The organism is Portibacter marinus, assembly GCF_021533195.1.
GTDB classification, from domain to species: domain Bacteria; phylum Bacteroidota; class Bacteroidia; order Chitinophagales; family Saprospiraceae; genus Portibacter; species Portibacter marinus.
Window position 1 is genome coordinate 40263 of record NZ_JAJNKB010000003.1, and the last position, 15021, is coordinate 55283.

Consider the following 15021-nt stretch of genomic DNA (forward strand, 5'->3'; position numbering starts at 1 on the left):
CCTCAAACATTTATTACATTTGCGTTTTTCTAATATAAACCGACCACATGGCAGATAAAGTATTCGAACTGATTGGGCAGGAATTACAGCGACAAAGAGAAGGTGTCGAATTGATTGCTTCCGAAAATTTCACTTCTGCAAATGTTCTCAAAGCCATGGGAACATGCCTTACCAATAAATATGCAGAAGGATATCCCGGCAAAAGATATTATGGTGGATGTGAGGTAGTGGATGAGATAGAAAATCTTGCCATTGATCGTCTTAAAGAATTATTCGGGGCTGAGTATGCTAACGTCCAACCACATTCCGGTGCCCAGGCCAATGCGGCCATCTTTCTGGCTTGTTTAGAAGCAGGGGATAAAATTCTTGGTTTCGATCTTAGTCACGGAGGACATCTTTCTCATGGTTCGCCTGTTAATTTCTCTGGTAAAGTTTATCAGCCATTCTTTTACGGCGTAGAAAAAGACTCCGGTTTGATCAATATGGATAAAGTCGAAGCCACAGCAAAGAAAGAGAAGCCCAAACTAATCATCTGTGGAGCCTCAGCCTATGCTCGTGATTGGGATTACGAAAGATTTCGGGAAATTGCTGATGAAGTAGGCGCTCTGCTATTAGCAGACATTGCTCATCCAGCTGGTTTGATAGCAGGCCAACATTTAAACGATCCATTGCCATATTGCCACATCATAAGCTCCACTACTCACAAAACATTGAGGGGACCAAGGGGAGGTATTATTATGCTTGGTAATAATTTTGATAATCCGTGGGGCAGAACAACGAAAAAAGGAACGGTCATCAAGATGTCGTCCATTCTAAACAGCGGTGTATTTCCAGGTATGCAGGGCGGGCCTTTAGAGCATGTCATTGCAGCTAAAGCGGTGGCATTTAAGGAAGCTTTGGAGCCTTCCTTTAAAAAATATGGTCAACAAGTAATCAGTAATGCACAAGCCATGGCCAAAGCGTTTATAAAGAAAGGTTATAATCTTATCTCAGATGGCACAGACAATCATCTGATGCTCATAGACCTGAGGTCTAAAGAAGTTACTGGTAAAGCGGCTGAACAAGCTTTAGTGAAGGCAGATATTACCGTGAACAAAAACATGGTTCCTTTCGATGATAAAAGTCCCTTTGTAACGTCGGGAATTAGAATCGGAACTGCTGCCATAACCACTAGAGGCTTTAAGGAAGCTGATTGTGAGAAAACGGTGGAATGGATCGATCAAATCATTTCCGATATCAATAATGAAGAAGTTCAGCGGGAAGTTAAAAAAGAGATCAACCGATATATGGCTGATTTCCCCCTCTATTAGCATAAGATATTTGTCCTAAAAAAATGGACAAATGTCCAGAATTAACTTTTTTGGGCTAAAACTGTGCTGGGGTATTCAATTCTACTGAGAAACAAACCAGAAGCAGGAACACTTAGATCCATTTCAAGTCGCTCTTTTGCTTCCAGGGCTATCTTTACATCAGACAGTTCTATTTTGCCTAAGGCAACATTGACACAGCAGCCTACCATTAACCTTACCATTCCACGTAGAAATCGATCTGCAGTGACATGGAATGTCATGCTTATTTCATTGATTTCCCATTCACTTCGTACCAGTTGACAGAGCTTGGTTTTCACATCTGTATTGCTTTTGCAAAAGGTGTTAAAATCTCGATACATTAAAAACGAAGAAGCCGTCTGGTTTAAAAGGTCCAGATCAGCTTGAAATAGTTTGGGATGATGATAGGATAACTCGTAATTAAAGGGATTTTTGTACTTGTGGATGTGGTATTCATAGGATCTTTTTTCTGCATCAAAGCGCGCATGTGCATCAGATTTGACCTCTACCATTTTTAGAATAGAGATGGAATGGGGTAGCATCCTATTCAATTTAAAAGTCAGTGTATCAGTGTCTTCCACATCGCCATCAAAATGAAATACATAATCTGAAGCATGGACCCCGGCGTCGGTTCGCCCACATCCGACTATGGCCGTAGATTTACGCAGCACTTTTTCAAGCTGAGACTCAATTTCATCCTGAATTGTATTTGCATTGGGTTGTGATTGCCAACCCGAAAACTCAGTACCCTTATATTGAATCTTTACAAAAAATCGCTTCATCAGCAAAAAATAGGCATTTATGCCGCTTTAAGCTTATTTAACTTTGACTTAGAAACTTTAGATTCTGCATAGTCATGATTCACCACAAATTCAGTCACTTCTCCTTTTTGAGATGGTAACTCAAACATGGCGTCTGTCAGAATAGCTTCACAAATCGAGCGCAAGCCCCTTGCACCTAATTCAAATTCAAGTGCTTTATCTGCAATATACTCAAGTGCATTTTTAGTAAACTTCAGCTTGATCCCTTCCAGTTCGAACAACTTGGTATATTGTTTTATCAAGGCATTCTTGGGCTCTTGCATGATTCTGATCAAGGTTTCTTTGTCCAATGGTTTCAAGTAAGTTAATACGGGTAATCGCCCAATTAATTCAGGTATCAATCCGTAAGCTTTTAGATCACTATGGTTCACATATTCCAACAGTTCATGTTGGTCTATTCTTTCATTATCTGCATTATTAAAGCCGATTACCTGTGTATTCAATCTTCGCGCAATATGTCGCTCAATTTTACTGAAAGCTCCTCCACAAATAAATAGAATGTCCTTGGTGTTGACCTTTATCATCTTCTGTTCAGGATGCTTTCTTCCTCCTTGTGGTGGAACATTGACTTCCGTGCCCTCCAGCATTTTCAACATCGCTTGTTGAACACCCTCACCAGAAACATCTCTTGTAATTGAAGGGTTATCACTTTTTCTTGCAATCTTATCTATTTCATCAATATACACGATGCCTTTTTCAGCTGCTTCCACGTCAAAATCGCAATTTTGTAAGAGTCTGCTGAGCATAGATTCAACATCCTCACCAACATAGCCAGCTTCTGTAAAAACAGTTGCATCCACGATGGCAAAAGGCACATCTAAGAAGCGAGCTATGGTTTTGGCCAGTAGCGTCTTGCCAGTACCCGTCTGTCCCACAAATAAAATATTGGATTTTTCGACTTCCACATCGTCTACCACTTTTTGATTGAGTCGTTTATAATGATTATAAACTGCAACACTTAGATATCTTTTAGCTTCAGATTGCCCGATAATATAATGATCAAGATAATTCTTGATCTGTATCGGCGTAACATTTTCAGGGAGGTTGAAGGCTTGAGTAGATTTACTCTTTTTCTTGCCTCCACCTAATTCATCCTTGATCATTTCATGAGCCTGCTCAACACAAACTTCACAGATGTGACCCTCTAATCCAGCAATTAAGATTAAGGCATCACTTTTATCTCTTCCACAAAATGAACACTTATAATTATCTCCCTGAGCTTTCATTACTTTCTATTTTTAAGAATCCTTTTGTTGATCTTTTGATCTATCCAAAACCTCATCTACAAGACCATATTCTTTAGCCTCTTTTGCAGTCATCCAATTATCTCTGTCACTGTCTTTCTCTATATCTTCAAACGTTTTTCCTGAGTGTGATGCCAAAATATTGTAAAGCTCTTCTCTCAGGTCTTTGATCAGATTGTAAGAAATCTCCATATCAGAGAACTGCCCTTGCATACCTCCGGAAGGTTGATGTATCATCACCCTTGCATGAGGAAGACAAGTTCTTTTTCCTTTAGTTCCCGCTGTTAAAAGAACGGCACCCATAGAAGCTGCCAGTCCGGTGCAAATGGTTCCTACATCAGGGGAAACGTACTGCATGGTATCATATATACCCATTCCTGCTATCACTGATCCACCCGGGCTGTTAATAAACATCTGTATATCTCTCTTTGGGTCAGTAGATTCCAGAAACAACAACTGCGCTTGTATAACATTGGCCACATAATCATTGACAGGTACACCCATGAAAATAATTCTGTCCATCATCAAACGTGAGAAGACATCCATTCCCACAATGTTCATCTGTCGCTCTTCAATCACTTGTGGCGTAAAACCATGAATGTTAGGCACTGAAGTATTCATATATTTCTCTACATGCATGCCGCTCAAACCAAGATGCTTGGTAGCATACTTCAAAAATTCATTCTTATCATACATACTTTTTACTTTTAGTTGTCAATTATAACACCAAGATGCCAATATTGATCAAAAATAACCCTTTTTATGCAGCTTCCTCGTTTAATTTTTTGACAAGCTCTTTGAATTCCTCGAGAGATATAGGGTTTTCAACGATATTCATATCTTCTGAAATGGCTTCGAATAACTTTTCTGCTTTCTCTTCATCATATACCTGACGAAACTGCTCCTGATTCTTCATCATCGAATCTGCCATTTGATCCAGATCTATGCCTTGTGGGTTACCTCCAAAGTAGGCTGAAATTCTTCGCTTGAATCCTTCTCTTATATCTTCCGGTAAAACCTGAATGTCATATTTTTCTTCCAGTTTACTCTTGATTAAGTTCCATCGTAGATTTTGTGAAAAAGCTTCGAATTCATCCTCTATAATTTCATCCGTGGCCTTTTCATTGCTCATCTTGATCCATCGCTTAAGAAAATCTTCAGGAAGATCTATTTCATTAGCTTCCATAAGGTGATCCATGATGTTTTTGTACAGTAAATTCTTAGTCTGGGTTTTGTAGTGATTCTCTATGCTTTCTCTGATGTTCTTTCGAATTTCCTCTTCAGAGGTCTCAGCATTTTCCTTGCCGGTATATTTATCAAAAAACTCCTGATTCATTTCTGCTGGAGCTATTCTGGACACTTTGTCAATGGTGCCTTGAAACATATCGCCAATTTCCTTTTCTTCCTCTTCATCCAGATTAAGTAAATACTTATTTACATGCTTTTCATCTTTGTCCTTCTCAAAGTCTCTGATGTTAAATGTAAACTGATCACTCTTTTTAAGTTTCAGAATTTCTTCCTTCTTTTCATCTACAACATCTCTTACCAATACCTGAAAACCAGTCTCCCAACCTTTCTTTTTCACCTTTCCATCTTCTAACTCTACAGCACTTATGGTAATCAGATCGTTTTCTTCAATGTCTTCTTCAGGAAAAATCTCCGTACCATGCCTCTTACGTGCAAGGTCCAGTTCCTCTGTTACAATTTCTTCAGGCACTTCCACCACCTTTCTTTCCACACCATCTTCCATCCCCTGCACTTCAAATTGAGGAGCCAACCCCAAGTCGAAATGAAACTCATAGGTCGGCAACTCCTTTACGTTGAAATCAACTTCGGGAGAATCTTCAGAAGGAATAGGTTGACCTAATGTTTCCAGTTTCTCATCAGTGATAAAATTGTTGAGTGTCTCACTCAACATGTTGTTGATGGTTTCAGCCAGGATAGACTTCCCATACATTTTCTTTATAGTAGAAATCGGAGTCTTACCTTTGCGAAAACCCTTGAGTTGTGCCTTTCCCCGATATTTATTTAATTCCTTATTAAACTGGTCTTTATAATCAGCAGGCTCAATAGTGATATGAAGAGATGCATTCAGCGCATCAATTTCATTTTTTGTTACATTCATAATTTAGCAAAAATTAAGTGGCAAGATGATTGCCTAGAAAGTGTATTAAAAGAAGTGCGGGTGGAGGGAGTCGAACCCCCACGCCTCGCGGCACTAGATCCTAAGTCTAGCATGTCTACCAATTCCATCACACCCGCATATATTCAGGGCTTACACCCTTACTTTTTCAAAATTCTCAGCAACATTATTGCTAAGGGATTGCAAAGATAATATCTTTTTTAAAATTTCAATGCCTCTGGTATGGTTTTGAAAAAAATTCTCAATCGGTAAAGGAATTTCTCCCTGCTTATTACTGTTAATAACCTATATTCGGTCAAGATATTTAATCCATGGGCACAGCTGTAGCCATCAACGAAACAGAATACAAGCAAATCAGGAAAGCTTTTAATAAGCTTAGGAGGTCCGTCATGTCTTCACTCAACGATGAAGATAAAGTGCATCTTGACAAAGCTTATAAACTTGCCGTTTCTGCCCATGCAGATCAAAGAAGAAAGTCAGGTGAACCTTATGTTCTACACCCCATTGAGGTTGCCAGAATATGTGCAGAGGAAATTGGCCTCGGTCCCACAGCTGTTGTCAGCGCACTTTTACATGATGTGGTGGAGGATACCCCTGTAACCATTGAGGAAATCGAAGAAATGTTTGGCCCAAAGATCAGGACCATCGTGGATGGACTTACCAAATTGGATGGATTGTATAACGTCGAAAGTCCTCAGGCAGAAAACTTCAAGAAAGTCTTGAGTACCCTCGTCGAAGATGTTAGGGTCGTGTTGATCAAGATGGCTGACCGAATTCACAACCTTCGTACCATCGGATCGATGCCACACCACAAACAATTGAAGATCGCAGCTGAAACGAATTTTATATATGCCCCATTGGCACACAGATTGGGCCTATATAATGTCAAAACTGAATTTCAAGATCTTTGTCTTCGAATTACTGAGCCTGAACTATATGCTAACATTGAGAAGGAGCTAGTGGACTCCAAGCGGGAAAGGCAAAGATATATCAATGAATTTGTTAAGCCTCTTAAACCCAAGTTTGATCAAAAAGACTTTTCTTATAGGATCACCGGTAGAATTAAATCGATTTCTTCCATTGCCAATAAGATTAAAAACAAGAAAGTACCCTTAAAAGAGATTTATGACATTTTTGCTGTTAGGGTGATTGTAGACACGGAACAAGAAAAAGAGAAGAGTGCATGTTGGCAGATATATTCTGAAATTACTGACGTGTATCTGCCCATACCAGAGCGTCTCAAAGACTGGGTGACTACACCTAAGAGCAATGGCTATGAGTCACTGCATACCACTGTTATAGGGCCAAAAGGAAGATTTGTGGAAGTGCAGATCAGGTCAGAACGAATGGATGAAATAGCAGAGAGAGGGTTTGCAGCCCATTGGAAATACAAGGGAGTTAAGGATTCAAATTCTGTCTACGACCAATGGCTGGATGGTGTCCGACATTTACTCGATACGTCCGGACATACAGCTCTCGAATTCATTAACGATTTTAAGACCAATCTTTTTGCTGAGGAAATCTATGCTTTTACACCGAAAGGGGATATGAGAATTCTACCAAAGGGCGCAACGGCTTTAGATTTTGCTTTCGACATCCACACAGATATCGGTTACCACGCGACTGCCATCAAGGTAAACAATAAGTTGGTTCCCATGGGCTACCGTTTGTCGAATGGCGATCAGGTGTCTGTTACCACAAATAAGAACCAAAAGCCTAATGAAAACTGGCTAAAAATGGTTGTTACCGGTAAAGCCCGGTCAAAGATTAGGTCTTCCATGAAGGAAGAGCGCAGGAAGAGGGGTGAATTGGGTAAAGAGACACTGATGCGCAAGTTGAAAAACATGAAGGCTGATTTTGAATTGAATATAGACATGCTGGTGAAGCACTTTGGATACGTGAGCAGGCCGGATTTGTATTATGGGATTTTTAATGAAGAGATCAATCTTGCCGAGCTAAAATCATTTGATGTTCATGGTCAGAAACTTATACCAAAACAACAGGAAGAAGAGCCTGTTTCTGAACAACTGGAGAATGTTCCTAAAAAGAGACCAAGGAAGTTTGATGAACACAAGCAAAAGATTCTAATCAATGGAGAACCTGCAGACATGTACAAGTATTCTCTTTCTAGTTGCTGCAATCCGGTACAAGGTGATGATATATTTGCATTTCTAAGTGCTACCGGTGGAATGAAAATTCATCGAACCAATTGTCCTAATGCGACCCATTTGTTGGCAAATTATGGTTACAGGGTCATGAAAGCCGAATGGTCAGGGGGATCGACCAGTAACTTCGTTGTCGATCTGATTGTAACAGGTGTGGACTCAGGTCCTGGGGTGATTCAAAAGATTACGGAACAAATATCTTCTTTTCTCGGTTTAAATATAAGATCATTCTCCATGGAAGGAGCTGAAGGCTATTTTGAAGGAAAAGTTGGATTATTTGTAGCAAATACCAATCAACTCAATCAAGCGGTCAGATCATTAGAGCAACTTGAAGGTGTTTCAAGTGTTACACGATTAGATAAGTCACATAATTCATGAATGTTCAAGCAGCACATTTAGACGATATCATTAAAGAAGTCAAAACGATTTTTTCCAGGCATCTGGAATTGAACAAGCTTCGCAAAACTCCTGAGCGATATGCCATTTTGGAAGAAATCTACAGACGGACTGATCACTTTGATGCTGAAGCCTTATACATTCATATGAAGAATCAAAATTATCGGGTGAGCAGGGCTACTGTCTATAATACCTTAGAATTATTGGTTTCATGTGATCTGGTAACCAAACATCAATTCGGAAAGAATTTAGCACAGTATGAAAAATCATATGGCTTCAAGCAACATGATCATATCATTTGTGTAGACTGTGGAAAAGTTTTGGAATTTTGTGATCCACGCATTCAACAAATCAAATCCATGATGGGCGATCTTATGAATTTTCAAATCACTCATCACTCCCTTAATCTATACGGTAAGTGTGACGGTGCTTGCGATAAAAAAATTAAGCGGTAAGGATTTACATATTAAATTTTTCTAAATTAATTAGCGAGAACGATTTATATCCCGTCCTGTTTCCTATTTTTACGCTTTAAACTTTGTGGCAAATTTTTTTGCCTGAAGATAACCAACTGATAATTAAAGACATGGCGGTAGATGTTTTACTCGGACTGCAGTGGGGGGACGAGGGAAAAGGAAAAATAGTAGATTATTTAGCAGACAAATACGATTTGGTATGTAGGTTCCAGGGTGGACCAAATGCAGGACACACTATAGTAATAGGCCAAACAAAATACGTATTGCACACCATCCCTTCTGGAATATTCAGGTCTAATATTACGAATGTGATAGGAAATGGAGTGGTGATCGATCCGATCACCTTTAAAAAGGAACTGGCAAAACTCGATGCAGCAGAAGTAAAATATAAGAAAAATCTACTGGTAGCAAAGAAAGCGCATTTAATCGTTCCAACGCACCGGTGGTTAGATGTCGCTTCGGAAGCCGCCAAAGGCAAGGCTAAAATTGGTTCTACTTTGAAAGGCATCGGCCCTACTTATATGGATAAAACAGGTCGAAATGGATTAAGAGTCGGCGATCTTTTTGCGGCAGATTTTAGAGAAAAGTATGATGCACTTAAGGCAAAACACATGGGCCTATTGAAGGGCTATCCTGAGGTAGCATTTAACATCGAGGAGGAAGAGCAAGAGTGGTTTGACTCTATAGAAAAACTGAAAGAGATCCCTACCATTGATTGTGAATACTATGTCAATCAAGCCATCAAGGATGGTAAAAAAATACTGGCTGAAGGAGCTCAAGGTTCGATGCTCGATATTGACTTTGGCACCTATCCTTTCGTCACTTCCTCTAACACCATTACTGCAGGGGTCTGTACGGGCCTGGGAATCGCACCCCAGCAGATAGCAGAGGTCATCGGAATTGTGAAAGCTTATTGTACACGAGTAGGATCTGGACCATTTCCAACTGAACTGCATGATGATACAGGTGAAAAATTAAGAAAAATTGGTCATGAGTTTGGGGCCACTACTGGACGTCCCAGAAGATGTGGGTGGAATGATATCCCTCAGTTAAAGTATACGATCATGATCAATGGTGTCACGCAATTAGTCATTACAAAACTGGATGTGTTAGATGACTTTGAAAAAATATACGTCAGCGAAAGTTATACTATAGAAGGAGAATCTAATTATCAGCTACCCTATGATCTTAATGATTCTAACATAGAGCCTAATTATACAGAAATTCAAGGTTGGAACAGCTCACTTGATCAAGTAGAGTCATACGATCAACTGCCCAAGGTGGCAAAAGATTATATTGACAAATTAGAACAAATGCTAGATACTCCGATTTCAATGGTCTCAACAGGGCCAGAGCGTAGAAAATTACTGGTACGATAAAATTAGCTATGCAAACAAACTACACTTATTATCGTTTTATAAGGTAAACGGTAAAATATGAAGAAGCAAGCAGTATGGAACGGACAAGTGATAGCTGAAAGTGATGACTTGGTCAATATAGAGCGTAATTACTATTTTCCTATGTCATCATTGGATAAAAGTTTTGTTACAGAAAGTTCTACCACTACCCAATGCCCCTGGAAAGGAACTGCACACTATTATACACTGGAGGTAAATGGTGAAAAAAATAAAGATGCTGTTTGGTATTATCCCAATCCCAAAGAAGCTGCAAAAACTATAAAAGACCGTGTGGCATTTTGGAAGGGAGTCAAGATAGAAGATGTTTGAAGCGTCTATAAAAGAATTTCGCCTCTGGAATAAAGTTTGGCGCTTCCTGCAATCCCAACCCGCTCATTCATGTAAGTACAATATAATGTTCCTCCTCGCTTACTGATCTGCCTTGCAATCATATTGATTTTGCCTAGTTTTTCATGCCAGTAGGGAATGAGAATGGTATGCGCTGAACCGGTCACAGGATCTTCGTCGACTCCAACACCTGGTGCAAAAAATCTGGACACAAAATCATAGTTATCAGATGGTGCTGTCACTATAAAACCACGGCGATCTATGTCAGATAGCTTTGTGAAATCAGGTTTTAAATTTTTGAGTTTTTGTTCATTTTCAACCAAAATTAAGCAGTCGGTAAGACCATCCATGCATTCCAATACTTCAGTATCCAAGCATTTTTCTATCCATTTTTGGTCTAAATCAGAAGTCCTGAAGGTAGTGGAAGGAAAATTTAGTTCATATCGCTCATTTTTTCTTTCGACGGTTAATACTCCTCTTTTAAGAGTTTGAAAAACTACTTTATCTTCCACTTCCTTTAACTCCTCCATTAATACATAAGCACTTGCCAATGTCGCATGACCACACAGATCCACTTCAGTTAAGGGTGTAAACCATCTAATTAGATAATGATCCTGTTCTGGAACTACGAAGGCCGTTTCTGAAAGATTATGTTCCATGGCAATTTTTTGCATTAAATCTCTTTCGGGGAAGGATTCTACGGTACAAACTACTGCGGGATTACCTTCGAATAGCCGATCAGCGAATGCGTCAACTTGATATTTTTTAATTTTCATTACTTTAAATTAAGATTTAAAAATCCTTTATTTAAAGGCAGTTTAAGGAAATCTTAAAATTTTCTAAAAATTTTGTGAGGTTTTTTGGGGGTATGGATTTTAGTAGTCGTCTTGGGAGTACATAAATACTAAATACGACAGAATGGAAAACAACAGTATGATTGCAGATTTGAAGAATTTTCCGATTCTAAGTGACTGTACTGAAAAGGAATTGGATTGGTTAGCGAGTAAATCTACTGACAAAACCTTTTTCAAGGGAGAATCCATTTATAGAGAAGGTGATGAAGGATCACACGTTTATTTCGTATTGAGGGGAAGTGCTAAGTTGGGCATTACCTCTTCATGTGGTAAAATATTGATTAAAGATATCGTTCACGAAGGTGACCTTTTTGGAGAAAATATTTTTACGTCAGTGAGTAGCCGAAAGGAGTTTGCTGAGGTCATGAAAGGTAAAGTGTCGTTGCTGATGCTTCGCAAAGAAGATTTTCAGAAATTGTTGTTACACAATAAACAATTTGCAAACAAAGTTGTAAATTTAATTGTAACAAGATTAAATGCGCTTGAAAAGAGAATGGAGAATTTTATTTTCAAGAAAGCTAAAGCAAGAATTGTTGATTTTATAGTTTCCACTGGAAAAGCAAGAGGTATTAAGATTGGATTAGATGAGCTTCTGATAAACCATGGAATGTCTCACAAAGAAATTGCTTTTCTAACAGACACTTCAAGACAGACTGTAGCGCGAGTATTAGGAGAATTAAAGAAGGATAGCTTGATACATTTTTCATCAAGAAAGCCTAGCAAGATATTGATCAGAGATTTGGCAAGCCTTAACGCTTTCTAGAATCCTGAAATGAGTTTGGTTAGAATTCCATAGCAATTGAAAACCTAACACGCCATTTAGGTTTTCAATGCAAATGGAAGTTGACCAAAAAAAGAAAAATACTCTTCATAAGAGTTATTTGGTTTTAAGGTTTTAGGCACATTACTTATTGAAATTGACCGTTTTCCGATAATGATTGGAAAACGGTTTTTTGTTTATAGGTATTTATCAATGCCTTGAGACTTTAAGACCAATTGAGTAAATGTTTAGTGAGTTTTTAGATGGTAAAACGCGTGACACTTCTCAACTTATTCCTCCTCTAGTTCGAATCCTTGATTGATTCCTTTGTCAACTACACTTACTCCTTTTTTCATCCACAATGGCATAGGCTCATCTAATAAATAGTGTGCGAAAAACTGTTCCATTCTTTTGTTAAAATCCAAACGGTTATGCCACTTTAATGGCCAGTGTGGCTCACCATTGTAATTCAAAAACCATGCAGGTTTTCCTAATCTCCGCAAGGCCATGTAATACTCAATCCCCTGATACCAAGGCACAGCGCCGTCATTATCATTGTGAAGAATTAAAACTGGGGTATTCATCTGATCAACTTCGAATATGGGTGAGTTTCTAAGATATGCTTCAGGGTCTTCCCATAAAGTAGCACCTAATCTGCTTTGTGTTTTTTCATATTGAAACATGCGGCTCATTCCACTACCCCATCTGATTCCTCCATAGGCACTAACCATATTCACCACCGGCGCCCCACTTTCAGCACAGCGAAAAATATCGGTCTTATTGAGAATATGTGCGATCTGATATCCACCCCATGAATGCCCCTGAATTCCAATACGGTCTTTATCAATCCATGTGTTCTTACTCAGTGCTTCCACTCCACTAACTACTGCATTGTAAGCACTTTGACCAGGATCACCAATTTCGTACTTCACATCAGGGTTGAAAATGACATAACCTTTGTTAGCATAGTAGGAATAATTAATAGTCGATCTATGCGGCTCGGGAGCCCGATGTCTGTGCAAACCATCAGAACTTCTCTCATAAAAATTTACAATGACCGGATATTTCTTCGATGGGTCAAATCCTTCCGGCTTGACCAAAAGTCCTTCTAATTCATCTCCGTTATAGTCTTGCCACTTGAACAGTTCAATACTTCCCCACCTGTATTCACTTTGTTGCGGATTGGCATCGCTGATTTTTACAGTATTTTCAAGGGAAAGTTGAGAGATCAATAAATCCGGAAAAATCTCAAAACTTTCTTTTGTAAAGACCAGACGATCCGCATTTTTAGCCTTTAGAGGTCTCCTGTCATAAGACATATCTTCCATCACGATGACTGAAGGCTCGCCTCCCTCTAGGTTCAACCTGCCATATCCACTTTCCTTAGTTCGCTCGTTAAAGACATACATAAAGGCATTTTCATCTAATGCATCTTCCTCTCTATCCAGATCTATGACTCTCCATTCTATTTGATTTTGTCTTCCTTTTGTGAGGTTTACAGGATCTGACACCCCGCTAGGATCAAACTTCCATACATCATATCGATCATAAAGATACAGCCATTGATCTTCAGTAGACCAACCGGCCATTCCATAAGGTCCAGGTTGCATCGGTCGATCGTTCAACTCATCTGTAAACCCTGTCATTCCTTCTGTAAGATTAACTTCTTTTTCTGTTGCTACATTGTAGGATTTCCAAGCAAGCTCATCTCTATCAAACCAATATAGATATTTTCCTGTGGGAGAAAAACCAGGGTTGCCCGATAATCCGGATTTAAATAATTTGACCCCTTGCCCTACTTCCCCAATGTAGACATCTGACTTAGATCTTCCCATCCATGTCACTTCTTTTTCATAGGGCTCCCGGTCTGACAATAAATAAATTTTACCATCGCCTTTCTGAGATACTTGAAGACTTTTGCGACGACGATCCTCTAACGGTATTAATATTCCAGATTGTTCATCATATCGGACGTCATAAGTTTCTTTTCTAAGTCGATCTTCCTGTAATTCCTGCATGGTATATAACATGGGATCGGCAGTGGTCCATACCTCCACTTGAACCTGCTCTTCGTCCAATGCTAAAGAATCAGCGAGTACAGGCGAACTTCCAATACCGAAATAGAGCACTTCGCCATTATCCGAAAATCTGGGTTTTGTATTTTCGGTTACCTGATAGGAATCGGATCCTAATTTATCTTCCGATCCCATTGGGATTTTGTCTGTTCCATCAGACCAGTAGTGTAATTCATAGGGTCTTATTCTTGCTTTGGTGGTATCCCGATCTGAAATAAAGCTTACACGATCTCCGGATTTGTTGATGACCAGGTTTTTATATTTTCCATTTTCCTGAAGAATAGGTTTTAATGATTTGTCTGATACATTATACATGAAAACTCCGGCCACCACAGTGGTATCTTTTGTATTTCTACTGAATACCAAGTGTGGCTCTTCTTCGGCTATCTGATATTCAGTAACGTTCTCTAAAGTATCTACGTAATTAGTTTTTAAATCGTAGATAAAGAAGCTTTGTTCCATCTCCTTTTTCGCACTGGAATCTTTCTTCATTTTCGGGATTTCCGCCTGATATGCAATGATGCCTGACCAATTTTCGGGTATTTTGTAAGTGCCAATGTCAGGGATCAACGTTTCATTCATCGTTTCCAGATCAAGAACCACTAGCGTATCCTTAGGCAAATCTTTCTTTTCTACCTTTCGGCGTCTCTTGTATTCTATGGTATCGGTCGCAGCTTGTCTTGTGAATACTAAAAATCGACCATTGTCCGTAAAACTTGATCTGCCTACTCTAGTGAAGCTCCGTTGTTCTTTGGTGCTGGTATCATAAAGGTAAAGGACTTTATCGCCCCTTCCAGGAGTAAGATGATACTTGATCCATTGACCATCGTCTGTAGTAGATTCTGATTCAATTTCTTTCCATTCGATGTATGCAGACTGATCCATGACCTTCATCTGCCCATTGGCACACATCGTAAAACCTAGAATAATTAGTAGTGTAGAAAATAATTTCATGTTCTTTGATTGATTTTGACTTCTAAAAATAGAAAGATTACTTTTATATCTCATTAAAGT

The 15021-nt window shown here is 39.1% G+C and carries 12 protein-coding genes and 1 tRNA gene; 6 read left to right on the plus strand and 7 right to left on the minus strand.

Annotated features, from left to right (window positions below):
* The first annotated feature begins 47 nt into the window (after positions 1-47).
* Positions 48-1310, plus strand: coding sequence for a serine hydroxymethyltransferase (locus L2567_RS07900; protein WP_235297213.1), 1263 nt, complete (start codon positions 48-50; stop codon positions 1308-1310).
* Between the two features lie 41 nt (positions 1311-1351).
* Here the strand turns inward: L2567_RS07900 and truA are convergent, their stop codons facing one another.
* The 5 genes from truA to L2567_RS07925 all read right to left on the minus strand — a co-directional run bounded on the left by truA (position 1352) and on the right by L2567_RS07925 (position 5655).
* Complete coding sequence (truA, locus tag L2567_RS07905) at positions 1352-2110, minus strand: tRNA pseudouridine(38-40) synthase TruA (RefSeq protein WP_235297214.1); 759 nt, start codon at positions 2108-2110, stop codon at positions 1352-1354.
* A gap of 17 nt (positions 2111-2127) precedes the next feature.
* The gene (gene clpX, locus L2567_RS07910) at positions 2128-3375 is read right to left on the minus strand and encodes an ATP-dependent Clp protease ATP-binding subunit ClpX (protein WP_235297215.1); all 1248 of its coding nucleotides are present in this window, start codon (positions 3373-3375) and stop codon (positions 2128-2130) included.
* A 12-nt stretch (positions 3376-3387) separates the two neighbouring features.
* Positions 3388-4089, minus strand: coding sequence for a ClpP family protease (locus tag L2567_RS07915; RefSeq protein WP_262913146.1), 702 nt, complete (start codon positions 4087-4089; stop codon positions 3388-3390).
* Between the two features lie 64 nt (positions 4090-4153).
* Positions 4154-5518, minus strand: coding sequence for a trigger factor (tig, locus tag L2567_RS07920; RefSeq protein ID WP_235297216.1), 1365 nt, complete (start codon positions 5516-5518; stop codon positions 4154-4156).
* Between the two features lie 55 nt (positions 5519-5573).
* Positions 5574-5655: transfer RNA gene (locus L2567_RS07925), tRNA-Leu, on the minus strand.
* A gap of 192 nt (positions 5656-5847) precedes the next feature.
* Between L2567_RS07925 and L2567_RS07930 the strand changes: the two genes are divergently transcribed.
* The 4 genes from L2567_RS07930 to L2567_RS07945 all read left to right on the plus strand — a co-directional run bounded on the left by L2567_RS07930 (position 5848) and on the right by L2567_RS07945 (position 10300).
* Complete coding sequence (locus L2567_RS07930) at positions 5848-8079, plus strand: RelA/SpoT family protein (RefSeq protein WP_235297217.1); 2232 nt, start codon at positions 5848-5850, stop codon at positions 8077-8079.
* A complete protein-coding gene (locus tag L2567_RS07935; RefSeq protein WP_235297218.1) occupies positions 8076-8552 on the plus strand; it encodes a Fur family transcriptional regulator in 477 nt (158 codons plus the stop codon). Before L2567_RS07930 ends, L2567_RS07935 begins: the two co-directional genes overlap by 4 nt.
* A 131-nt stretch (positions 8553-8683) precedes the next feature.
* A complete protein-coding gene (locus L2567_RS07940) occupies positions 8684-9952 on the plus strand; it encodes an adenylosuccinate synthase (RefSeq protein WP_235297219.1) in 1269 nt (422 codons plus the stop codon).
* Between the two features lie 57 nt (positions 9953-10009).
* Positions 10010-10300, plus strand: coding sequence for a DUF427 domain-containing protein (locus tag L2567_RS07945; protein WP_235297220.1), 291 nt, complete (start codon positions 10010-10012; stop codon positions 10298-10300).
* Between the two features lie 5 nt (positions 10301-10305).
* Here the strand turns inward: L2567_RS07945 and L2567_RS07950 are convergent, their stop codons facing one another.
* On the minus strand, positions 10306-11094 hold the full coding sequence (locus tag L2567_RS07950) for a PhzF family phenazine biosynthesis protein (RefSeq protein WP_235297221.1): 789 nt from the start codon (positions 11092-11094) through the stop codon (positions 10306-10308).
* 142 nt (positions 11095-11236) lie between these two features.
* Between L2567_RS07950 and L2567_RS07955 the strand changes: the two genes are divergently transcribed.
* Positions 11237-11935 carry a Crp/Fnr family transcriptional regulator gene (locus L2567_RS07955; RefSeq protein WP_235297222.1) on the plus strand — a complete coding sequence of 233 codons (699 nt, stop codon included), beginning with the start codon at positions 11237-11239 and terminating at the stop codon, positions 11933-11935.
* A 287-nt stretch (positions 11936-12222) separates the two neighbouring features.
* Here the strand turns inward: L2567_RS07955 and L2567_RS07960 are convergent, their stop codons facing one another.
* Entirely contained in the window at positions 12223-14961 is a 2739-nt protein-coding gene (locus L2567_RS07960; RefSeq protein ID WP_235297223.1) for an alpha/beta hydrolase family protein, read from the minus strand.
* Between the last annotated feature and the right edge of the window lie 60 nt (positions 14962-15021).